At 48.3% G+C, this 23,406-nt stretch carries 11 protein-coding genes; 1 reads left to right on the forward strand and 10 read right to left on the reverse strand.

The window, feature by feature from the left end; translation table 11 throughout:
• Positions 1 to 23: 23 nt before the first annotated feature.
• The 10 genes from nuoB to RIG68_RS04290 all read right to left on the reverse strand — a co-directional run bounded on the left by nuoB (position 24) and on the right by RIG68_RS04290 (position 21,240).
• Entirely contained in the window at positions 24 to 560 is a 537-nt protein-coding gene (gene nuoB / locus RIG68_RS04245) for an NADH-quinone oxidoreductase subunit NuoB (RefSeq protein ID WP_350119005.1), read from the reverse strand.
• Positions 560 to 1,072 (reverse strand): NADH-quinone oxidoreductase subunit A, encoded by a 513-nt coding sequence (locus RIG68_RS04250; protein WP_350119008.1) that lies wholly within the window; start codon positions 1,070 to 1,072, stop codon positions 560 to 562. Before RIG68_RS04250 ends, nuoB begins: the two co-directional genes overlap by 1 nt.
• 33 nt (positions 1,073 to 1,105) lie before the next feature.
• The gene (locus tag RIG68_RS04255; protein WP_350119011.1) at positions 1,106 to 1,738 is read right to left on the reverse strand and encodes an LON peptidase substrate-binding domain-containing protein; all 633 of its coding nucleotides are present in this window, start codon (positions 1,736 to 1,738) and stop codon (positions 1,106 to 1,108) included.
• Between the two features lie 225 nt (positions 1,739 to 1,963).
• A complete protein-coding gene (locus RIG68_RS04260; RefSeq protein WP_350119014.1) occupies positions 1,964 to 4,195 on the reverse strand; it encodes an NADP-dependent isocitrate dehydrogenase in 2,232 nt (743 codons plus the stop codon).
• Positions 4,196 to 4,502: 307 nt separating this feature from the next.
• Complete coding sequence (locus RIG68_RS04265; RefSeq protein ID WP_350119017.1) at positions 4,503 to 6,389, reverse strand: DUF2207 domain-containing protein; 1,887 nt, start codon at positions 6,387 to 6,389, stop codon at positions 4,503 to 4,505.
• A gap of 3 nt (positions 6,390 to 6,392) precedes the next feature.
• Positions 6,393 to 6,941 carry a LemA family protein gene (locus RIG68_RS04270; protein ID WP_350119020.1) on the reverse strand — a complete coding sequence of 183 codons (549 nt, stop codon included), beginning with the start codon at positions 6,939 to 6,941 and terminating at the stop codon, positions 6,393 to 6,395.
• A 140-nt stretch (positions 6,942 to 7,081) separates the two neighbouring features.
• The gene (locus RIG68_RS04275; protein ID WP_350119023.1) at positions 7,082 to 7,576 is read right to left on the reverse strand and encodes a hypothetical protein; all 495 of its coding nucleotides are present in this window, start codon (positions 7,574 to 7,576) and stop codon (positions 7,082 to 7,084) included.
• Positions 7,563 to 8,054, reverse strand: coding sequence for a hypothetical protein (locus RIG68_RS04280; protein WP_151998134.1), 492 nt, complete (start codon positions 8,052 to 8,054; stop codon positions 7,563 to 7,565). Before RIG68_RS04280 ends, RIG68_RS04275 begins: the two co-directional genes overlap by 14 nt.
• Before the next feature lie 19 nt (positions 8,055 to 8,073).
• Complete coding sequence (panB, locus tag RIG68_RS04285) at positions 8,074 to 8,895, reverse strand: 3-methyl-2-oxobutanoate hydroxymethyltransferase (protein ID WP_317488492.1); 822 nt, start codon at positions 8,893 to 8,895, stop codon at positions 8,074 to 8,076.
• A gap of 162 nt (positions 8,896 to 9,057) precedes the next feature.
• Positions 9,058 to 21,240: an IPT/TIG domain-containing protein gene (locus RIG68_RS04290; RefSeq protein WP_350119026.1), complete on the reverse strand. Its 12,183-nt coding sequence runs from the start codon at positions 21,238 to 21,240 to the stop codon at positions 9,058 to 9,060.
• A gap of 228 nt (positions 21,241 to 21,468) precedes the next feature.
• On the opposite strand from RIG68_RS04290, the gene RIG68_RS04295 reads away from it, so the two are divergent.
• Positions 21,469 to 23,364, forward strand: coding sequence for an ATP-binding protein (locus RIG68_RS04295; protein WP_350119029.1), 1,896 nt, complete (start codon positions 21,469 to 21,471; stop codon positions 23,362 to 23,364).
• Positions 23,365 to 23,406: the final 42 nt, after the last annotated feature.

Below are 23,406 nucleotides of genomic sequence, written 5' to 3' on the forward strand. Positions count from 1 at the left end.
TGATATAGAGCTCATTGCCTCGATTAGGCCTGCGCTGCTTTCTCAGCTTTCTTCTTCATCAATCTTTCCAATGCAGCGGGAGCCATCAGGCTTTCTCCTCTTATCTTTTCCTGAAGTTTTAAGATGCCACCGATAAGGGCTTCGGGCCTGGGAGGGCAACCTGGTACGTAAACGTCTACAGGAATGATGCGATCTACGCCTTTCACTACATGGTAGCCATGCTCCCAGTAAGGGCCTCCGCAGTTGGAGCATGAACCCATGGAAATCACATAGCGTGGCTCTGCCATTTGCTCGTAAAGTCTGCGAACCCTATCGGCCATTTTGAAGGTGACGGTGCCAGCTACTATCATCACATCGGATTGCCGGGGGGAAGGTCTTGGAAAAACTCCGAGTCTATCGAGGTCATAGTTGGAGGCCATAGAGCCCATCATTTCGATGGCGCAGCAGGCCAGCCCAAAACCCATGGGCCAAATGGATGAAAGCCTGGCCCAGTTAATCAGGTCATCCACTCTGGTGATTATTACCCCGCCTTGTCCTAGTTGTTGGTCTAGTAGTCCCATTATATAGCCTCCTCCCTGACCACGTTTGTTGCCACTCGGGTCTCCTTCACTTTTTTGCTCACTGCATCATATAGTTCGTTCGGCACTTTTGAATCCATCCGGGTGGCTTCAACCAGTGGCCTCTCCCACTCCAGGTATCCCTTGGCCCATGCAAATACAAGCCCAAGTGCCAGTATCAATACAAAGACCGTCATTTCCCCAAGTGCAAACCAGCCCCAGAGCCCACCGGTAGCTTCGACGAGTTCCTTTTGCCCAAAGACAGTTGCCCATGGGAAAAGAAAGACAAGCTCCACTTCAAACAAAAGAAAAATAAGAGCAACAATATAGAATCGGACATTGAATTTGCCCCAGGCGCTTGTCGATGGATCCTCACCACATTCGTAGGTGGTGAGCTTTTCTACATTGGGTCTGTTGGGCCTGACCAGCATAGCAAAGCCTACGGAAAGCAGCACGAAGACGAAGCCTCCTATGATAAATAATAGTATGGCGCCAAATCCTGAAAGTTCGGGCATAAAACTGATTTTATGCTAAAGTAATCAAAACAACTAGAAATCGAGAGCGTCGAGGTGTTTGAAATGACCGTTCTGGCGAATGCGGTCTTTGGCTTGCTCCATTTGCTTAACGATGGGGATCGTTAGCTTCAGGTAGTTAATGAGGAACTCCTGCCGCTTCTTTTCGGAAGTAGTCTTCAGCAGCTCGTATTCTTGTTCTTTGCTCAGGCCTATCTTGTGAGCGATGGTGTAGGTCAGCATTTTCTGATCAAATTTCACGAGCCCCTCCATGCCCAGCCACTCAAACAGATCGTTGGCCAGCTTAAACAACTCTTCCTGTAAAACTACGTCACCATCGTGGTCTGTGTTTATCATTTCCACTGTGCCGCCGGAATACAGTTTGCCTGGCCATGGACTGACAAAATCGAGTACTTTGAAAATACCCATGCCGACGGTTCGAACGTCCATTCGGCCATCATCGTAGGTTTTTTCAAGCTTCACAATTTTTACTTCGGTGCCATACTCGATCTTGCTGAGAACGTAAGACGGAACACCAAAGGTAGTGTTGGTATTGACACACTCCGTAATAAGCTGCCTGTACCTTGGCTCAAAAATGTGCAGGTTCAGCTCCTCGCCGGGATAGGCTACGAGGTTGAGAGGGAATAACGGAAGTTCCTTTTCAATCATCTCAATCAGTAGTATGCGTCAACATACGAAAGGGTTGACAAAATAAAAAACTCGACAACATAGGACGGTTTTTTATATAACAATTAGGAATGCGTTCTGTTCTCTGAATACAAATCATCCATGGGGCTCAGAAACAAAAAATCAGGATCATCAACCTTAGACAATCCTGACGTCTGCATAAATTTTATTATCGGCTAACTCCTTAACCAATAACCCCACACCTGATCATTTCTTCAAGCTATCCACAATGGCATTCAGCGTAGCACTTGGACGCATGGCTGCGAATGTCAAAGCCTCATCAGGCTTGTAATAACCGCCGATGTCAACAGGTGAACCCTGGGCTGCCAACAGTTCTTTGTTGATCTTGGCTTCGTTTTCGCTGAGGCTCTTATAAACACCCGCAAAAATCGACTTCAACTCTGCGTCCTTATCCTGAGCGGCCACAGCTTCTGCCCAGTACATTGCCAGGTAGAAATGGCTGCCACGGTTGTCAATCTCATTTACGTTACGAGAGGGCGACTTGTCTTCCTGCAAAAACTTGGAAGTGGCGGCATCTAAAGTGTCTGCCAAAACCTGCGCACGAGGGTTACTTGTGGCAATACTCAAATGCTCCAATGAAGCCGCCAACGCAAGGAATTCGCCTAAAGAGTCCCAGCGCAGGTGACCTTCTTCGTTGAACTGCTGCACGTGCTTGGGCGCTGAACCTCCGGCTCCTGTTTCGAACAGTCCACCACCATTCATCAACGGCACGATAGAAAGCATCTTCGCACTGGTGCCAACTTCCAAAATAGGGAACAAGTCGGTGAGGTAATCCCGTAATACATTTCCTGTCACAGAAATAGTATCAAGCCCTTTTCTGATGCGCTCCACAGTGAATTTAGTCGCTTCCACCGGTGACATGATTTGGATTTCAAGACCCTTTGTGTCATGGTCTTTGAGATAAGTATTTACTTTCTTGATAAGTTCGGCATCGTGAGCACGCTTTTTATCCAGCCAAAATACCGCTGGAGTAGCAGACAGCCTTGAACGAGTCACAGCCAGTTTCACCCAGTCCTGAATCGGAGCATCTTTTACCTGACACATTCTCCAGATATCGCCAGCTTCCACTGCATGTTCAATCAAGGTATTACCATCGGCACCAACCACCTTTACTTTTCCAGCCGACGGGATCAGGAAAGTCTTATCGTGAGATCCATATTCTTCAGCCGCCTGAGCCATCAACCCAACGTTTGGCACACTGCCCATCGTAGTCGGATTGTATGCTCCATTCGTTTTACAGTCTTCAATTACAGCGTCATAAACACCTGCATATGATCTATCCGGAATCACAAACTTGGTATCCTTTGCTTTACCGTCTGGCCCCCACATCCGACCGGAAGTGCGAATGGCAGCTGGCATAGAGGCGTCGATAATAACATCACTTGGCACGTGCAGGTTGGTAATTCCTTTATCAGAGTTCACCATTGCCAAAGGGGGCTGCTTATCGTAGCATGCCTTTATATCTGCGTCAATTTCAGCCTTCTTATCGGCAGGAAGGGTTTCCAATTTCGCAAGCAAATCTCCCATTCCGTTATTAGGGTCTACGCCCAGACCTTTAAAAGTAGCTGCATGCTTTTCAAACACAGGCTTGAAGTACGCAAACACTGCATGACCAAAAATGATAGGGTCGGAAACCTTCATCATAGTTGCTTTCAAGTGTACTGAGAACAGCACTCCTTCGCTTTTAGCTTTAGCAACCTCGTCCTCCAGAAAAGCACTGAGCTTTTTCGCACTCAATACAGAAGCATCGATTACTTCGCTTTTTTGCAGGGCCAATTTTTCCTTCAATACAGTTACAGTACCGTTAGGAGCTACATGCTCTATTTTTATGATGTCCGCTTTATCCATGGTCACTGATTTCTCAGTTCCGTAGAAATCGCCTTCTGTCATAGAAGCAACATGCGATTTGGAAGTTGCTTCCCATTTACCCATCGAATGGGGGTTGTTTCTGGCGTACTCTTTCACTGCTCGTGGCGCACGTCTGTCAGAGTTTCCTTCACGAAGCACAGGGTTGACCGCACTTCCCTTGATCTTATTATAACGCACATTGATGCTTTTCTCTTCAGCATTTTTTGGATCTTCAGGATAGTCTGGCAGGTCATAGCCTTTGGCCTGTAGTTCCTTGATGGTGGCTACCAGCTGTGGAATGGAAGCACTTATATTCGGCAATTTGATAATGTTGCATTCCGGTGTTTTGGCAAGTTCACCAAGCTCAGCCAGGTCATCATTGATACGCTGCCCTTCGGTCAGTTTTTCCGGAAAGCTTGCAATAATCCTCCCTGAAAGAGAGATATCTCTCGTCTCCACTGCTACACCAGCTGGCGACGTAAATCCCTCAATGATTGGTAACAATGAATGTGTAGCCAATGCAGGCGCCTCGTCTGTAATGGTGTAAATGATCTTGCCTTGTTTTGCCATTTGTTTCCTGAGTTTCAAAAGACCTGTTAGGTCTGCGATTTATGTAAATGATTGCTAGTTTCCTTCGTTATTGGAAAATCGGCCGAGTGAACGTCCCCGAAACCTTAGGCTTCCGTTTTAGCATATGATTTTCTGCTCACTCATTATTTGAAAATCATACCGTTGACAGCGAGAAAAAATCAACCTCCCTCCTGCGGCGCCAAATTACAGTAATTTTGCTATTTCTCACAGCTAAAGGGCGATAGTGTCCCAAGCTCTATTACGAAAGGTATGTGATTTAACTCGGCTGTGCTGATTGTCGGTGATTTTACCAGCCACCGCCACCACCGGAGGAACCCCCTCCACCGCTTCCCGAACTACTGCCAGGGGCAGTGGATGAGCTACTTATATTGGAGGTCAGACTTGAGCCGATGCTGCTACTAAATGCGCTGCTGCTGAAGTGTCTCATGGAAGCATTGTGATACCATACCGGGTGATAGTCCATGCCATCGTTCGATGTGGCTTTCAGGTAAGACTCAAAATGCTCGCCCCACTCGTTTTCCACGCCAAGAGCAATGGAAAAGGGAAGCAGTTTTTCAAAGAACTCCAACGCTGACCCTTTGCTTTGGAGCCGGTTGAATCTGTCCTCTTCCGCTGTTTTCATAAACAATCGTAACCCTTCCAGCTGATCCATCACCTTTCGCCCTTCCACAGTGGGTGCTTTGATGAGGTAAATAAACATGCCGTTGGCAAGGATAAATCCAAACACAATGGCTACGACGGATAAGTCCATGAGGGAAGCATACACCAGGTACATGTAACCTCCGAGCAGGGGTAACGTGAAAATGACCAGCGCAATAAAGACTCCAAGGCCGTATTTCCTTTCCAAATAAGTCATTAACGAACTGATGGTACCTGCAACGAGGCCAATAATTGGGAGGTTGAGAATCGGCAATATAAAAATGAGAAATCCGGTTTCGTACTTCCCCCATGGAACAAGTGCCAGCATGCCAACAATGGTAATCAGGAATGCCATAAACATGTAGCTTCTGTTCATTTTGAAGTAGATGCCATCGAGCTCTTTACGCAGGGCCTTTTCGTGGGCGCTCACGGCACTTCCTATAGCACTATGATTCGCCTGTTCCAGCACAACTTCAGTCCGATAGCTGGAAAAAAGCTTATCAAAAAGCTTTCTTTGTGCCTCCGAAACCAACTTCAAATCGGGATTCATTGTTTTCTTCAGGGTGAACTTTTTGCCGCTATAGTCGATGGTTAGGAGCCCTTTCACTCCCATGTCGACTATGTCGGCTGCGAGCGCCTTCTGCCCGTACTGCTCATGGTAAACAAAATAGCAGTCGGCTGGAGAGAAGTTCTTTGGTGGGTCGAAGAGTGGAATGATAGCACCTTTTGGTGGATCAATACCTACCTTGCGCCAGGCCCTGAACCAGTAGAGAAGCAGCAAAAGTAGCACACAGCCACTAATAGTAGTTGACCACTCCTCCATCCACAGATAAAATGCTTTGAGCGGGCGGGCGGGCTCCGTCACTATTCCTTTTGGCCAGGCGACGGCTATGGTTAAGTTTTCGTAGGCACCAAAAGGTCTGGTAGTGGCAAAAGTAATCTCCCCGTCACCCTCCACAACTTCAAAGTCCTTGCCGTCGGCTCCCGCCACACCTGTATAGCCACTATATTGAACTATGTCGGCGCCTTCGGGCAAGTGAATGGTAGCACTTACCTTTTCGATTGGGAATACCCAGTTAGTACCGTTGATATTGTAGTAGAGTTCATCATACGCATCAAAAAAGCCCAGCTGTTTTTCAGACCTGTATTTAATGGTGTATGTGTACTCTCCTGGTTCAAGAAATACGTTTTCCTGGCCAATGTATACTACCTCAAATTCTCTTTCACTCTGAATATGATAGGGCTCTATTACTCCATCCTTTAAGACCTCCAGCACGTCAAAATCTACCGAGTAAGAAAACCCGTCTTCGTCTACATAGTCAACCTGGTAGAACCTATATATCCCTCTCCTTATGTCAGTGCCATTCGCATAGACCTTGATCGTTTCCACCACATCGATGGAAGCATCCACATTGATGGTGATGTCACTCTCATAAGAAACAATGTGCTCCTCATGCGGCGAAATGACGCTTTCCTGTGCGGCAAGGCTAAGAGAGAACAGGCCTCCAAGCAATAGTACTAGCAGCTTCTTCATGGTTCAGAATTTTACCTCCGGAGCTTCCCGCTGGGCGTTGTCCATTTCGAAATAGTCTTTTTTGCTAAAAGCAAAAGAGGAAGCCACAAGGTTGCTTGGAAAAGACTCGATGGTGATATTCAAGTCACGCACCACACCGTTGTAATATCGACGAGAAAGCTGAATAGCATTTTCGATCTCGGAAAGCTGCTTTTGCAGGTCTTGGAAGTTAGCATTGGCCTTCAGGTCCGGGTAGTTTTCGGACAATGCAATTAAACGCCCCAGCACGGCACTCAAGCCTATTTCTGCATTTTCCTGATCCTTTACTGTATTAGCCGACACGCCCATGTTGCGCCATTTAATAACGTTTTCGAGCGTCTCCTTTTCATGGCTCGCATAGCCCTTCACGATATTTACGAGTGCGGGAATCAGGTCGTATCGCTTTTTGAGCTGCACATCGATGCCACTCCAGGCCTCCTCAGCCATGTTTTTGTTCTTAACAAGTCGGTTATAGACACTGATGGTGTAGAGAAAGAGGACAACAGCGGCCCCCATGATGATGTAAAAAATCATAGATCAGGATTGGTTTTTGATTCAATATACATCAAAGGGGAAAGAGAAAAAAGGCAGGGGCATCATCTATGATTAATGTCATTGAGGGAGGCTAGAGATTGATTACGTTCAACACCTAAAAACGAGGCTTCATCCCTTCTTTAGACGGGAATCTCTATTCCAGCTTCTAACATTCTCTCTCTGAAAGTTGAATATCTTAGAAGAGATATATCAAAGCCTTCCGCTCTGGTTAACGCCTTTTTGTCATTTGAAAAGAAGACAATATCAGAAAAGGCAAAGCTATCACTCGATTTGGCCTTTTGACATTGGATTATTGCATCAGCCTCGCCAGCATTCTCGTCATTGCTACCCACGAAAATCTCTATTTCCTTCTTACTCACTTTGATCGGACACAGCGTAACTACACTAAATTCCTTCATTATCCATTTTAGAACTCTGTTTCTTTTCTTATCCCTGCGCTTAATGAGAAACTCGTATCTAACTGTCGCTGGAATCCAAATAGCAGTGTAAGTAATTGCGAGAAATGAGATTACTTTCATGAAGCTGTCCTTTCTGCCAGCTTCAATAAGTAAAGAAAGATTTACTAAGACGTCATTATCAATTAACAGTATTGATCGATATCTACTTATTCCCATCGTCTGACGAAAGTCCGATAAAGAGAATAACCATTGCCAACAAGGCCAAAAGAACTGCAAAGTCGTTCCCGCTTTCACTCTTTGCACCGTTTTTTGGCTCCAGTTGCCGAACAGTTTCCTGGACAATATCGGCAAACGCCTTGTTGGTTCCTCCCCCATAGGGCAGAACATTTATTTTCTTTTCAATATCCTTTGGCAGTACAACATTCGAAGGCAAAATGGCATGGATGTTTTTCGAGCGGCCTAGAAGATACCTTATCTCTTCTTCTGTCCCTTTGTCCAATCCAGTCTTGTCATGCATTAACAATAAAGCCGTGCTTGACTTGGACAGTTTCTTATATATTGCCTCCGGGTTTCTCCCCAGGTGTTTAGGGACAACATAAATAGTATTCTTACCCTGGCTTTGCGCCAATGCCTGAAGCCTGATAGCTAAGTCCGAAGACGAGTAGTCTCCTTCAGGGTATATTATTGATATCATACTATAAATCTAATGAAAATTAATAACTCTCCTCTTGCGTTGGGAAGTCGTTCTTTTTCACATCGTCAATATAGTTTTCCACCGCAGAGGTCATCACACTGTCGAGGTCGGCATAACGGCGTAAAAACCTTGGCTGAAATTCTTTGGTGATGCCCAGCATGTCGTGTACCACAAGCACCTGCCCGTCTACATCAGGCCCGGCACCGATACCTATGATAGGTATGCTGACAGCTTCTGCTACTTTTTTGGCAAGCTTGGCTGGAATTTTTTCCAGCACGATGGCAAAGCAGCCTGTTTCTTCCAGCAGCTTGGCATCCTCGATAAGCTTTTGTGCTTCAGCTTCTTCCCTTGCCCGGACGGTGTAGGTACCAAATTTAAAAATCGACTGCGGCGTTAGACCCAGGTGCCCCATCACTGGCACTCCTGCGCTCAGCACCCTCACAATGCTTTCCTTGATCTCGCTACCCCCTTCCATCTTCACACCATGTCCGCCCGACTCTTTCATGATCCTGATGGCCGATCGCAGCGCTTCGGTAGAGTTGCCCTGATAGGAGCCAAACGGAATGTCGACAATGACCAGGGCACGAACCACAGCACGAACCACACTTGTGGCATGATAAATCATCTGATCCAGTGTAATGGGCAAAGTGGTATCGTTGCCCGCCATGACATTGGAAGCGGAATCCCCAACAAGAATGACGTCTATGCCTGAGCCGTCCAATATTTTGGCCATGGAATAGTCATAGGCGGTAAGCATGGCTATTTTCTCCCCCCTGTTCTTCATTTCCTGAAGCTGGTGGGTGGTTATCTTCTTAAGATTCGTGGAACGGGCTGATGGCATTTTGCTGATTTTGGGTGGAAATTAAAGAAAAGCCTTATCGATAAGAAATTTGATTTCCTCTTAACAAAAGATAGGATGCAAATAGTTTAAAAAAACAAAAACCCCAACCAACCTGATAGTGCTCAGGAGGAAGGGGTTGTTGCCGAAAACTGTTGTTGTGGCCTATTTAGCAATCATGACTTTTATCTGATAAGGTAAGATCTCGTTCGTTTCCGCTTTTACGAACTTACCCATATACATGCCGTTTTTCAGATGGGACACATCGAAAATCCATTGGTGGTTCCCTTTGTCAGCTTTCAAAAGTTGAGACTCAAAAACCTGCAACCCAGCCAGGTTAAAGATGACGAATTTCACGTCGCCAGCCTTTTTATTTGAAACTTCAAGGGTCAGCTCATTTTGTACTGGCATTGGGTAGGCTACCAGCTTTTCGACGACCAGCGGATCGTTTATCCCGGCGACTACCTCATCAATCCGCACCAGCACCGTCCCGTCTTCTGTGACAATGGCTGTCAACGCCACCTGGTCAGTTTCATTAACAAGGTCAATGACTGCCGAACCAAAATCCATCGGCACGCCTGCCAATTCCACACTTAGCATATACTGACCAACAACCAACCCTCTCATGGTGAAGAGGCCATTTTCATCAGTTTCTGCGTCTGTCACATAAGCCCCGGTTGCGGCATTCAGCAGGTTGACTGTTACGCCGGCAAGTGGGTCTCCCTCATCCAGAATCCGGCCAATCTCAAGGCCACTCACCCGACTGTTGCCGCTGGTATTGACCAGCTTACCTCTCACGACACCCCGTCCTGTAGGTGCAGGTGCCACCTCGACCACTTCTATGTCAACATCACTCCGGGTAGCTGAAAGCGAAAGGGTAACAGCCTCCCTTACAAGGAGCGTATTTCCGAACCAGGTATTTCTCAGATTAGGGAACCTTGCCCGGTCAGGCTTGGCAAATATCAGGTAATCGGCAGCCTCAAGATTGGCAAAACTGAATGTATTGCGGTTTTCTGCCAGTATCAACTCATCAGTGCTCACAATGTCCCAGCCGCCAGCTGCATTGGCTTTGTAAAGAAGCACTTCAGCCACATTTACGGCAGAGCCGCCCGGTGTAACCAGCAGCCCTGAAATACTCAGGCTCGTCACCTGGGCCTGGATAACAAATGCTTGGTCGTTGGTATCGCTTACTGTACCATCGGCTGTCCTCACCCTTACGAATCCGTTGGCTGTTGCTGCGTTAGGCACACTCCAATCGAACGAGCCATTCAGGGCAGCCACCGTTCCTGAGGTCAGGGATTCATAAGTGGCTCCGCCGTCGGCTGAATATTCCACAACAAGTTCGGCACTTGGATCAACAGAAGTAGTCGTCCACGTAATTTGCTTCGCCACTCCACCTGTAAGGATCTCACCGCTTTCCGGAGAGGTAACGATAATGGATGGAGCTGGTACTACGCTAAATGTCGCCGAGGTTGCTGAAATGTCATTTTCGGCATTCACTAGCTTGAATTGGGCTTCCTGAGTAACAGCATTGTCGGCAGTAATCGTCATCTTACCGGCTAACTGCGAAGCAAGCCCGCTTCCTTTTGAGCTAAATGTTGTGCCACCATCCGCCGAGTAAAGCAGCTCCAGTTCATCCGAACCGAGCAGGTATTGTGCTGTCCAGGTCACGTCATATGATCCACCAATAAACAAGGTCTCACCCTCAGTCGGACTTGTGATAGCCAACACAGGCCTTGGTACACTGGTGAAAACTTCGTCTGACGTATCACTCACAGTCTCTCCAGTTTCTGTACTTATCCTAACAAGCGCCTCATCGCTGTATTCCTCAACCATCACCAAATCGTATACGCCCGCCAGTTCTCCGATAGTGCCGGAGCCCAGCTGCTGGTAGGTTGCTCCATTATCAAAAGAATACTCGAACAGCAGAGACGTGGTTGCCTCGAGCCCTTCCGTTGTAAACTCAATTTTTGCGGGCTTCCCAAAGCGAACTGTTTCTCCTCCATTTGGGTAAACCACAGTAAGCAATGGCTTGATTCTTACCGTGAAGTCATCATCACTTTCATCAGACGCCTTATCGCCATTAACTGTCACCTTAATTTTGGCGGCAGAAGTTGGGTCACCTTCTGGGGTCCAATCGAATGTCCCAGAGAAGTCACCCACAACACCTGCAACAATTTCTGTGTAGCTGACCCCACCGTCAGCCGAGTAACTGATGGTCACAGGTGAGTCAGCATCCAGTCCCTCCTCAGTCCACGTAATAACGTAAGGATCACCCAGGCTGAAGGTTTCTCCTCCATTTGGCGCCGTCACCACCACCGATTTGCGGATAAAAGTTTGCGCACTTGCGGCACTTGCTTCGCCTGATGTAGTTACTGTTAAAGCACCAGTGGTAAAGCCAGCGGGCACTGTCACTCCCAAAGATGTGGTTGTGGCGGAGAAGGGCACCGCAGAAACTCCTCCTCCAAAGTTGACTGTGTTGTTGGCTGCAATTGAGCTAAAGCCCTTGCCGGTGATCGTCAAACTTTCTCCACCATAACCGGACGTAATCGAAAGGCCCGCTGCATCAATTTGAGGTACTATAACAAAGCTCGCCGCTGAAAATGGTCCGGTGGTGGTCCCATTGACTGTTACATTAAGCGCCCCTGTAATGGCGCCTTCAGGCACCTGCACAGTCAGACTGGAGGCTGTGGCAGCACTCACCGTAGCAGTTGCACCTCCATTGAAATTCACTACATTTTGTGAAGCATTTGCGGCTACAAAGCCGGTGCCGGTAATCGTCAGGGTAGAACCTATCGCTCCTTTGGCTGGCGAGAACCCTCCCGAGGAAATGGAAGGGAGCACTACAAAACTATTGGCTGTCGCTGCCGAGGTGCCCGAAGGGGTAGTAACCGTAAGTGAACCAGTAGCCGCACCAGCAGGCACAGTTACCGATAGCGAGCTTGCAGATACTGAGAATGGCACGGCCGTGGCGCCGGCAAATGCTACCTGAGTGGCACCACTGAAATTAGTACCGTTGATCTGGATAGTGGCACCTGCAATAGCTGCAGCTGTGAAAGTGGTAATCTTCGGCACAATGCTGAAGTTCCCCACGGATTGTACGGTAATGCCTCCCAATCCCAGCGATATTTTTCCGGTCGAAGCTCCCGAAGGCACTATGGCACTGAGCTCGTTATCGCTGGAGACTGTGAAGGAGGCATTAGTATTGTTGAATTTTACAAAAGTTACTGTTGACAGATTGGCGCCAGAAATGGTCACAACATCACCAGAACCACCTAACGCAGGACTGAAGCTGGCAATCGACGGCTGGCCCTTTACTTCGATGGTACTGCTGCTTGTTCCTGAACCCGAAGGCGTCGTGACAACTATGTTGCCAATGCCAACATTTCCTGCAACCGTTGTTACCTTGACGAAGTCAGAAGAGACCTGGTCAATCGTAGCAGCGGTGTTGTTGATTGTCACGCTTGTCGCTCCGGTAAATGTCTTGCCATTGATGGTAATCTGGCTGCCTGCCACTGCCAGGGTAGGGAAGCTGATCACTTTTGGCGTCACATTAAATGTGCCTGCCGTAAACGACTGACCAGCCTTTTTGATGACCACGTCTCCGGATGTGGCTGATGAAGGTACCGTTACCACAATGCTTGTGCCGTCAGGATCGACCGTGAAAGAATTGGCAGATACGCCATTTACTTTCACCTCATTTGCGGCATTCATATTGATGCCGCTGATGGTAAACTGGGAGGCGACCGGGCCACTGTTTGGGTTGATACTGAAGCTACCGGGAGAAGGCAACAAGTTGAAGTTAGCACTGCTCACCACCTGTTGAGCAGAGGCTGTGTTGATCACTTTGATTGGGCCAGTGATTGTACCAACAGGCACGGTCACTGTAAGGCTATTGCTGTTGGCAGTCGAAATAGTCGCCTGAACAAAGCCAGACGCCCCTGTCAAGTAAACTTCGTTAGTGCCGATGGTCGAGCCGAAATGGGAGCCATTGATCGTCACGCTGCTTCCTTCAAGTCCTGTGTTCGTAAAGCTGAAGATCTTAGGCACAACGCTAAAGGCAACTGCATTGGAGGTTACGCCGCCCCTTGTCACTGTCACATTTCCGGTCGCCGCAGCATTCGAAGGTACCGTTGCTTTGATGTTGTCATCATTGAGAATGTCAAAAGTAGCAGCAGCTCCGTTGACGGTGACCGTGGTTACGTCTGGCAGGCTAAAACGGTCTCCGCTGATGGTGATCGTGCCACCGGCAATTCTGGCTGCCGGATCGACTTCAGTAATACTCGCTACCGGAGAAACGATCAGCGCCTGAGCACTTTCTGCCAAAATACCCCTGCGGGTAACGGCTACCTTTCCGACGCCCTGCGAACCAGATGGCACGATGATCTGCAGCCTGTTGCCATTCACAAACACCGGCGTAACCGCCACGTCGTTCACCGTCACACTGCTGATACTGGCCAGGCTTTCGAAATGATTGCCCTCTATGTAGATAGTCTGCCCTTCTACCACTCTTTCGGTAGCTGGATTGATATTGCTAAAGTCCGATTTCAGGAATCCGGTAATCTGCTGCTCTACAATAAATTCATCCATGGCGAAAATGGTGAGACCGCCCCTGATAAGTTCGATATTGTTAGCCGTGCCATCAGCGTAAGCTGCCGCTGCCATAGGAACTTTGGCCGTGATGGTATTGTCGTCGTTTACAGTGAAGTTGCCAACGCCTACTAAGGCTCCGTTTATTTTAACAGAAGTAACATCGGGGGCAGTAAATCCAGACCCTGTGATAGTAACAAAAGTGCCAGCCGGGGCACTTGCCTCCGAAATCTCAGTAATGGTCGCCTGGTCATCCAGCGTCAACTGACTGGCGAGTGTCACCTCAATATTGCCTTCGGCACTCGTCACCGTCTTCACCAGCTTTACATCGTAGCTGGTAGCTGTCAGGGCCGGGCCGCTTTGGGCCGTTAACACCAGCTGCAGAGCGTTGTCATTCAGCACTGTGCTTTGGACGGTTGTTTCATTCCCTCCATCGATGAGCACCACCGAGTTGACACCAGGTGTGCTAAAATTGCTACCGCTAAGCGTCAAAGTTTGTCCGATAACGTAGGTGGAAGCAGCAACATCCGTTGTTACCGACGGTTTCATATAAAACTGGGCTGTGCCGGAGAAATCTACATCTGATCCGTCAAACGATGATACGGTCAGCCCTCCTCTCAGAATTTTAAGTGCAACTGTACCCCCGGTGATGTTGGGCGGAACAGTAAGACTAATTTCCGTGGTACTGTTAACCGTTGAGCTTACCAGCATATCGTTGAGATAAACCTGAGGGGTATTATCAAAATTGCTGCCTGTGATGGTCAGGGTCTCGGATTTGCCCTTTCTATCGCTGTCAAATGAGGCGATGGTGTGTGGCGCCAGCACTGTGATATTTCCGGCAGACACCTGTTCGCCCAACCTGGTAAGGACTATTTCATGGCTGCCTGGCGTGGTGTTAGTCGGCACTGTAAAAGTAAGACTATTGGCGCTGATGGACGACACTGACACACTTGTGCCGCCAAGAGTCACGGTGGCGGATGGTGTGGTAAAAAACGTGCCATTAACTGTCACTGAAGCCCCTGCAGTGACCGTTGACGCCGACAAGCTGCCAAAAGTATGCTTCACAGTAAATGTGCCCAGCGACTGAGTGAGGCCTGCTCTGGTAATCTGCACATTACCCTGCGTATTGAAATTGGAAATATTGGGCACTGTAGCCGTTATTTCGGTGGCGCTATTGACTGTAAAAGAACTTACTGAAGTATTGTTGATGATGACAGAAGACACCGCCGGACTGGTGAAGTTCTGGCCGGTCAGTGTCAATGTTCCGCCGATCGCCTGAATTGTTGGGCTGAAGGAACTCAGGACTGCTCTTGGCACTATTGTGATGTCGGTTGTGCTTTCCACCGTGCCTACAGGACTCGGCTTGGTCACTTCTACCTTTCCCGTGCCCACAGCGTTAGGAATGGTCACGCTTAGTGAGCCATCGCCTGCAATGGAGAAGGTCGCATTCACGCCATTCACCTTGACCTGGCTGACAGAAGGATAGTAGAAGTTGTTTCCTGAAACGGTGATCTGCTGATCCACCATGTAATTCTGGGTATTAAAGGTGGTGGAAATACCATGGCGGACGTAGAAATCGGAAGTACTCTGGATTATTAGTCCGGCACGTGTGATGGCCACCTTGCCCTGGCCTGCGAAGTTCATACCGTTGGGCACTTTCACGACAAGCTGCGTAGCCGTGGTCGACTGGATGGCAGCTGACACGCCGTTAAGTGTGACGGACGTAACTGCTGGCGACGTAAAATTAGTCCCAGTGATTGTCACATCCTGCTCCAACCCGGCTACCTGAGTGAAATTGGTGATCGTGTGCGGTGCAACAACTGTCAGCTCTGCATCGCTCTCATCGCTCAGACCATTTTTAGTCACAGTAACTTTATAGTTACCTGGAGTCATGGCAGGCACTGCAATCGACACGCCGTAGTAGTTGTTATTGCTTATGATGGTGGCAACGGTGCCACCGACCTTTACCTGTGAAACAGCATTAAGGAAAGTGCCACCAACGTTGAGTGTGGCTCCCGAAGCAAGGGTTGAAGCAGAAAGGCTCGTAATGTCGGGGACAATTTCAAAATTATTGGCGGACGTAACCGTCTCGCCGGCCCTGGTGATACTGATGGCGCCATTGTTGAAGATGGAAGGTACCGTAGCCTTTATTTCCGTGTCTGAGACCACATTGAAAGTAGCGTTGGTGCCGCTGAATCTGACAGCGGAAACAGCCGGACTACCGAAATGCTCGCCGGTAATGGTTACTTCTGTTTTCGTTACCTGGCCACTTGCCGGCGCAAATGACGAAATGATGGCGTGAGGTACGACAATAAAGTCGCTGGCGCTCTCGCCGCTCTCCAGGATGCTTTGATTGGTCACTCTCAATTTACCAGTGACAGCCCCAACCGGAACTGTTACGTTCAGAGAGGTGCTGCTTCCACTGGAAATAGTTGCCTGCTTGTTGTTGTAGAAAGTAACCAGATTACTGGAAGCAACGGGGTTAAAGCCTGTTCCCGATATCGTTACACTAGCGCCTTCTACAGCGCCAGTAGCCAATGTAAATGAGGTGATCTTTGGCAGCACGGTAAACTGCTGTGGACCTTCTACAGTCACTCCTCCTTTCGTGAGTTCAATCTTTCCAGCACCATAGATCCAGGTGGGTACGGCAAACTGAATGCTGTTATTGTCAACCACACTGAACGAGATGCTGTTTCCATTAACAAGCAAATTACTTGGTGCCGGGCTCTGGAAGTTTTGCCCTGTGATGGTTACTACCTGGCCTGAAGTGGCTTTCAGCGGCGAGAAGCTTGTAAACACAGGTGCTGCCACCACATCGAAGCTGGCGGAAGACACACCTTGCTGAGATACATCGTTATTAACGACAGTCACTGAACCATCAATAGCGCCCTGCGGCACGATGACAGTGACAGAGGAGCTGTTTTGTGAAACAATAGCTGCCGGCTTATTCTGATTGAAATATACCGTGTTATCAACACTACTGAAGTACGAGCCATAGATTGTGACCTGTGCACCCGGCGCCGCCTGAAGTGTGCTCAAAGAGGTAATGGCTGGAATGACTGTCAGGTCTTCAGCACTTTCTACCTCCACACCACCTTTGGTCACGCTCACTTTTCCGGTACCAGCAATGGAAGACGGCGAAATATGCACGGTGATCTGTTGATCAGAGTCTATTGTGAAATACGGTGTTCCGAAGTAGTAATACTGGTAGGTAATGCTCTCTCCGTTGATTTTTACCGAGCTGGCTCCCGTAAAATTGTCTCCGGTGATGACCAGCGATTGTCCTTTAGTGATTTTGGTAGCAGACAAGGACGTGATCTTGTGCTGCTCCACTGTCAGGTCGCCCGCAGCTTCGAAGAACCCGCCGTTGGTGCTCACGGTCACTTTGCCAGTGCTGGCTCCCTGAGGCACAGTTACATTGATTTGAGTGTTTGACACTACGGATGCTGTTGTAGCGAGGCCGTTGATAAACACCTGAGTATTGTTGTTGAGGAATGACGTATTCACACCTGAAATAGTGACCGTTTCAAAAATGCCAGCCGTCTTTGGTGTGAAATCAATCGACTGGATTTTAAATGCCTGTGCGGATGTATAAACGGTCCCGTCAACATCCACCTCCACTGGGCCGGTAGCTTCCACGCCTGTTGGAACCACTACTGAAAGCAAATCGGCACTTTCCACCACCACGGAGGCTGCTTCCACCGAGCCTAAAATACCATTAGTAAATGTTACCGAAACAGATGTGGCCGCATCGAAATCAATACCACTGCCATTAATAAAGATCGTGTTGCCCACCTGCCCCTGGTCGGGAGTAAGGGTAATGCCAGAAAGCACGAGCTGGTTGGGCGAAATGGCCGTTCCTTTGCCGGAAACATTCACTTTGATGAAACCAGAAACCGCTCCTTGTGGCACTTCAACCACCAGCTGGGTAGCCGAGGCCGATGTTGGGTAGGCAGTTATGTCCGGGAAACCAGGGAAGATAATCTGATTGTGATTGGCAATGGATGAAAAGCCGCTTCCGTCAATTTGAAGATCGGCGCCGCTGTTGATCAACGTAAGCGAGCTGATGGAAGGCGCAGGAAGAATGGATACTTCTGCGCTTGCAATGGTCGCCAGACCTGACTGATCCACAAGGCGGATGACGGCATCGGTCTGCGAGGCAACTTCCGGCGCCAGCCAATCAAATTCTGTGAATGAAGTAGACAGATCGTCTTCTATCAAAAACCAGCTAGAACCGGCATCGAGGGAGTACTCAACACTCAACAGATCGACCAGTGTGCTTCCCCACCTGATGGTAGTGACGCTGTTTGAGATCAGCTCTGTAGCATTCGCCGGAGCAAAAAGCACCAGTGAAGGCCCGGAGGTTGCTGCTCTGCCCTGCACATTTACATCGATATCAATATTCGACAGATTGGAATCGACAAATCGGTTTCTTAAGATGCCCTGCGAAAGTGTTCCATTATTGGCAGAGGGTGCAAACTTCACATACACAGGAATGCTCCGGATACCAGCTTGGGGTGCTATCACCAAACTGTTTGTAAAGCCTGAACCTTCGCTCAAAGAAATCTCAAAATCATCAGGATTGGTCGAGGTTACTGTAACCCCAACCTTGGTAACATTCAACAGATAAGACAACACGGTTGTGGTGGTGGCCTGCCTGATGCCAAAGTCCACAAGGCTGACGGGATCGTATCCCTCATCAATCGCCACCACGGGGTACACTACATCAAATGTTTCTGTTTCGATAGTTTGCCCTCCGCCAACGATCCTGAATTTGGCATTTTCACCCACAAAATCGGGTGTGTAGCTATAGGTGACATCAAAGTCAGCAGAAATATCAATAGCGTCCTCGATGAGCACCTGAGTCTGCCCGGGCACCACATAATAGAGGTCAAAAGCGCTGAGTCCGTCATTCGTGAAAGTGATATCAACGGGAAGATCGTACACAAGAACATTTTCACCTTCCTGAGGGTAGCTGACGGCCAGGTTATAAATGGCTGGGCTGGCAATGTAAAATATGTCGGAAGCCCCCAGAACAGTTGTTCCATACTTAGCTCTGATGATACAGGACTCAGAAATAAACGAAGGATTGGTCGGCACAAAATCGAAGAAATATGACCCGGCAATATTGTCCAGGGTATTCAGTGTGGCCGTTTGGATTGTATAAGGGAAACTTACGCCGCCGTTGGTCGACAGCTCAAAAGTAAGCACATCACTTCCCGCTATTTCAGAAGGCAAAAACTCTATGACCACCGACCCACCAAGGTACACCACATCACCTGACGGACTGGAAAATTCAACCGCCCGAACCGGAATGGGTACGATGCTGAAGAAGCTGTCGCTTTCGTCGGCTTCTGATGTAGTAGTGTTGGTAACCTTCACCTTTACTTCTGAGCTCACATCGTCGGGTACCGTCCACACATATGAATCACCGGGAACAGCAGAGTACAATCCTGAAAAAATGGTTTGATCGCCAGCTCCTGCATTGTAGCTCAGCTCAATATTGTCGGAGCTATTCCAGGCGTCAGAAAGCGCCCAGGTAATGCTTACCTCATCGCCGACGAAAAAACTTTCGCCTCCGTTCGGATACGAAAGTGCCACTGGCTCGCAGTTAGTACAAACAACAAACGAGCTGCTGATGTCTTCTTTGTTGCGGGAGTTGTTCCAAACTCTCACTTGAACGTTTGCGTCTACTCCAGTGCCGGGATTTGGAATGGTCCATGCCCGTGTCATGACGTTGCCAACGGGGTTGAATGAAGTCCCTGACCCTTGAGCAACAGATAACCAACTCCCTCCGTTGATTCTGTAGTAGATATAGAAATAGTCAGAAGTTTTGTGATCCCCATTTTCCCAAACAATACTAAAGGGGCTCCCTACAGCTTTGTACTCTCCGCCTAGAGGGGAGGTAATACTTACAGAAGATTCGTAATACAGCCTGAACTGGCTGCTGATATCCTCAACATTGCGGGAGTTGTTCCACACCCTCACCTCTATGTCGCTGTCCAGATTGGTTCCCAAATCCGGCAGTGTCCAGTTGTAGCTCATTTGGTTACCCACAGGGCTGAAGGACGTGCCACTGCCTTGCGTAATGGCATACCAGCTGCCTCCGTTTACCCGGTACTGCAGGTAGAAGTAGTCACTGGTTTTATGGTCGCCGTTCGTCCACTCTACCAGCTGGGTTTGTCCAAATTTCTTTTCCTCAGCGCCGGTTGGTGTATCAATAGCTAAGGAAGATTCGTAGTAAAGCCTGAATGAGCTACTGATATCCTCAACATTGCGGGAGTTGTTCCACACCCTCACCTCTATATCGCTGTCCAGATTGGTTCCCAAATCCGGCAGTGTCCAGTTGTAGCTCATTTGGTTACCCACAGGGCTGAAGGACGTGCCACTGCCTTGCGTAATGGCATACCAGCTGCCTCCGTTTACCCGGTACTGCAGGTAGAAATAGTCACTGGTTTTATGGTCGCCGTTCGTCCACTCTACCAGCTGGGTTTGTCCAAATTTTTTCTCTTCAGCGCCGGTCGGAGTATCGACAACCAGCGAAGATTCAAAATAAAGCCGAAAAGCCGCGCCGTAACCATAGTATCCCTGACTATTGTTCCACACCCTCACTTCTATGTCGCTGTCCAGATTGGTTCCCAAATCGGGCAGCGTCCAATTGTAGCTCATCTGATTACCCGAAGGATTGAATGAGGTTCCACTTCCTTGCGCAATAGCATACCAGCTGCCTCCATCCACACGATAGTGAAGATAGAAGTAGTTGGAATTGAGATAGGCAGCGTTATTCTTCCATGAGACAGTTAGTGTTTCGCCGAACTTCTTTTCTTCAGTGCCAATGGGGCTTAAAATGGTGATATCGCCCTGTGGAGAAATAGTAAATTCATCGGATAGGTCGAACACGCCCGCATCCTGGTCGGCCTCCACTCTAATCTGGGCAGTTGACACAGCCGAACCGTTAACCGTCCACTCATAACTGTTTTCTCCGTCAGGAGAATCCACGTTCTCGGCTATCACCACATCACCCGAACCGGTATTGTAGTAAAGGTTAACCCCGCCCGTGCTACCCGAAGCGGCGTCGACGTTGATACTTTCCCAGGTGATGAATTGGCTGGTGCCTATTTCCCAATTGGAGGCTGATGTTGGTGAGGTGATAACAACCTCCGGATCGGAAGAACCACCACCATCAAAAAACCTGCTTCCATCAGACTGATATTTATAATCAAAAGTGAAAGATGTGCCAAATCCACCGCCCGGAAGACCTGTGATCTCCATCACAGCATAATGACCTTCTCTTGTATATACGCCCCAGAGCTGTCCTACCGAAATTGGGGCTCCCTGTGTTCCGTCAGGCCAATCCCATGACACAGTCACCCAGGGTGAAGCATCGGTTCTTTCAGCCACTTCTGTGACGGATTCGATGTCTCCGGTGCCTATTAGCAAAAACCGTCTGCCAGTGGAGTTAAGCGAAGTGCTTCCCTCGTTACCAAGGTTCACTCCTTCATTGCTCACAAATACAAAGTCGACAAGGTAATCGGCATCGTCCTCTTTGCCTGCAGTTTCTTCTCTTGAAAAATCAAATCCGCTGTTGAAAGAACTTGTAGCTGAGCCTGTAACTATGCCCTCTCCTGTGAACAGGACGACTGTAGAATTGTGAGCTTTTAAGTCAGGCGAGGAAAAGTTCTCGGCACCTAACGCCCCGGCAGTCATTGATGAAAAAAACAGGGCGGCAATAACAAAAATCTTGATAACAGCTTTCATTTCAACAGGTCTTTCGGTCTAATTGGATTTTAACATCCTAAAATTAGACCAGGCCAAGACCGTCCGAAATACCGTCTTCGGGGTATATTACACTAACCTTTTCCCGAAAAAGAAGTCCGTTCAACTGGCAGGCTGTTTTACAAATTATTTGATTAGTACTATTCTAAAAGGAAAAAAACCAATAAAAGCCTATCTTACCGGAGCCAACAACTTATACCGTAAATCTTCATGCGACCGAAATTGTGTCTTGCCGCATTGATGCTTTTTTTCTCCCTAAGCTCAAGCAGCCAACCCGCCAACATTGACAGTCTTGAAAATGTACTGAAAACCGATATTCCGGACACCAGCCGGATCAACATCCTCAACGAGCTGGCCGAAAAATACCGCTACTCCAATCCGGAAAAGATCTACCAGTACAGTCATTCGGCCAGGGCAAAAGCACTGACCATAGCGTTCGCAGCAGGCCTCACCAGATCCATGTATAATCTGGCTATTTATTACGAGACCTACCGAAACGAAGACTCACTTCAATACTATTTCGAAAAATCCCTGCACCTCTCTGATTCGCTCGGCGACAAAAAATACCACACCCTCACCATGAACAGCAGGGGCCTTTATCTGATATCGAAAAGAAGGTTTGAGGAGGCAGTCAACATATTTTATGACGTGCTGAGAAGCCACGAAGAAGCTGGAAACCCTTATGGAGAAATGGCGGCTCTCAATAACATTGGTCTTGTATTTATGGAACTGCATCAGTATGCTAAGGCGATCTCCAACTTCAAAAAGGCTTTACCAAAAATTCCAGAGCCGCATCCTGTGGTGCTCAACAACATCGGCTCTTGTTATGGTAGCCTGTCTCGTTACGACTCAGCCGAATACTTTGTCACGTGGGGTATAGAACGGGCCAGAACAACCAACAACTTACATGCGGAAGCAAACGGTCTGCACATTCTGGGAACGGTTTACGAGTCAGCGGATGACTACGATAGGGCGCTGGAGACGTTCTTGACGGCAGAAAAAATACGTGAGAAAGTGCCTGGCACCGCCATGCAAATAGCCGACCTGACCAATATTTCCAACATTTACGCCAAGCTCAAAAACCCGTCGAAAGGTATTGAGTATGGCAACAGAGCATTAAAACTGGCCGAGGACGATCAGGTAGACTACAAGATTGAAAACATATACGAGGCACTCGCCTTGAACTATGTGGCGGCCGGAAACTTTCAGCAAGCGACAGAATTATACAGGAAGTGGGGTGTTGAAAAAGACTCTTCATATGCGAAAGCACAGTCGGAAGCGCTAGCGGAAATGCAAACAAAATATGAAACCGAAAAGAAGGAGCAGGAAATACAGATCAGAGATTTGCAGCTTGCCGAGCAGGCTTTGCTTATCCAACAAAAGAATCTCCAGCTTTACGCATTCATTGGTGGAGTGGTCGTTTTGCTTATCCTTTTGTACCTGGGCTACAACAGACTAAAACTGCAGCGAAGGGTGCAGCAACTGGAACTGGTTCAAAAAATTCAGTCAGAGCGAGAACGCATTTCAAGCGATCTCCACGACCACGTAGGCGCTCAGCTGACAAGTATTCTCTCTGGTCTGCAGATTACGGATCAAATTGAGGGATTCAGGAAAGATGAAGAAGTGCAAAAAATCGTGAGCAGTTTGAAAGCAGATGCGCAGGATACGCTCACAAGCCTTCGTGATAGTATCTGGAGCCTGCATCAGAGCGAAATAACCCTGGCAGATTTCGTCGACCACATAGAGAGGTATCTTTCCAGCACCCTTAAGTACAGGCCGGATCTTTCGTTTGAAATTATCAACCACATCGCCTATCCCTACAAGCTCGCCCCAAGGGAAGCGCTCAACATTACACGGGTAGTGCAGGAAAGTATTCAAAACATTACCAAACACTCTCAGGCTCGTCGCATCATCTTGGACTTGTCCTTGAAGGATTCCCTGGTGATAAAAATTTCCGACGACGGAGTGGGATTCGATACCGAAGCCATGGCTAAAGGCGAGCACTATGGCATTGAAAATATGAAACGACGTATGGAGGAAATTGGAGGGGGCTTTAGTATCTCATCCGTAAAAGATCAGGGTTCCACAATTAGCCTCACAGTCTGATTTACCCCAAATTGGGTATTGGGCCAATTGGTTCTTTACCCC

The sequence above is a fragment of the Imperialibacter sp. genome, assembly GCF_040222385.1.
GTDB lineage: Bacteria > Bacteroidota > Bacteroidia > Cytophagales > Cyclobacteriaceae > Imperialibacter.

What these genes read in the sequence shown, in the direction of transcription:
- nuoB (WP_350119005.1), bottom strand. Translation starts at nt 560, where the DNA reads ATGGGACTACTAGACCAACAACTAGGACAAGGCGGGGTAATAATCACC.
- RIG68_RS04250 (WP_350119008.1), bottom strand. Translation starts at nt 1,072, where the DNA reads ATGCCCGAACTTTCAGGATTTGGCGCCATACTATTATTTATCATAGGA.
- RIG68_RS04255 (WP_350119011.1), bottom strand. Translation starts at nt 1,738, where the DNA reads ATGATTGAAAAGGAACTTCCGTTATTCCCTCTCAACCTCGTAGCCTAT.
- RIG68_RS04260 (WP_350119014.1), bottom strand. Translation starts at nt 4,195, where the DNA reads ATGGCAAAACAAGGCAAGATCATTTACACCATTACAGACGAGGCGCCT.
- RIG68_RS04265 (WP_350119017.1), bottom strand. Translation starts at nt 6,389, where the DNA reads ATGAAGAAGCTGCTAGTACTATTGCTTGGAGGCCTGTTCTCTCTTAGC.
- RIG68_RS04270 (WP_350119020.1), bottom strand. Translation starts at nt 6,941, where the DNA reads ATGATTTTTTACATCATCATGGGGGCCGCTGTTGTCCTCTTTCTCTAC.
- RIG68_RS04275 (WP_350119023.1), bottom strand. Translation starts at nt 7,576, where the DNA reads ATGGGAATAAGTAGATATCGATCAATACTGTTAATTGATAATGACGTC.
- RIG68_RS04280 (WP_151998134.1), bottom strand. Translation starts at nt 8,054, where the DNA reads ATGATATCAATAATATACCCTGAAGGAGACTACTCGTCTTCGGACTTA.
- panB (WP_317488492.1), bottom strand. Translation starts at nt 8,895, where the DNA reads ATGCCATCAGCCCGTTCCACGAATCTTAAGAAGATAACCACCCACCAG.
- RIG68_RS04290 (WP_350119026.1), bottom strand. Translation starts at nt 21,240, where the DNA reads ATGAAAGCTGTTATCAAGATTTTTGTTATTGCCGCCCTGTTTTTTTCA.
- RIG68_RS04295 (WP_350119029.1), top strand. Translation starts at nt 21,469, where the DNA reads ATGCGACCGAAATTGTGTCTTGCCGCATTGATGCTTTTTTTCTCCCTA.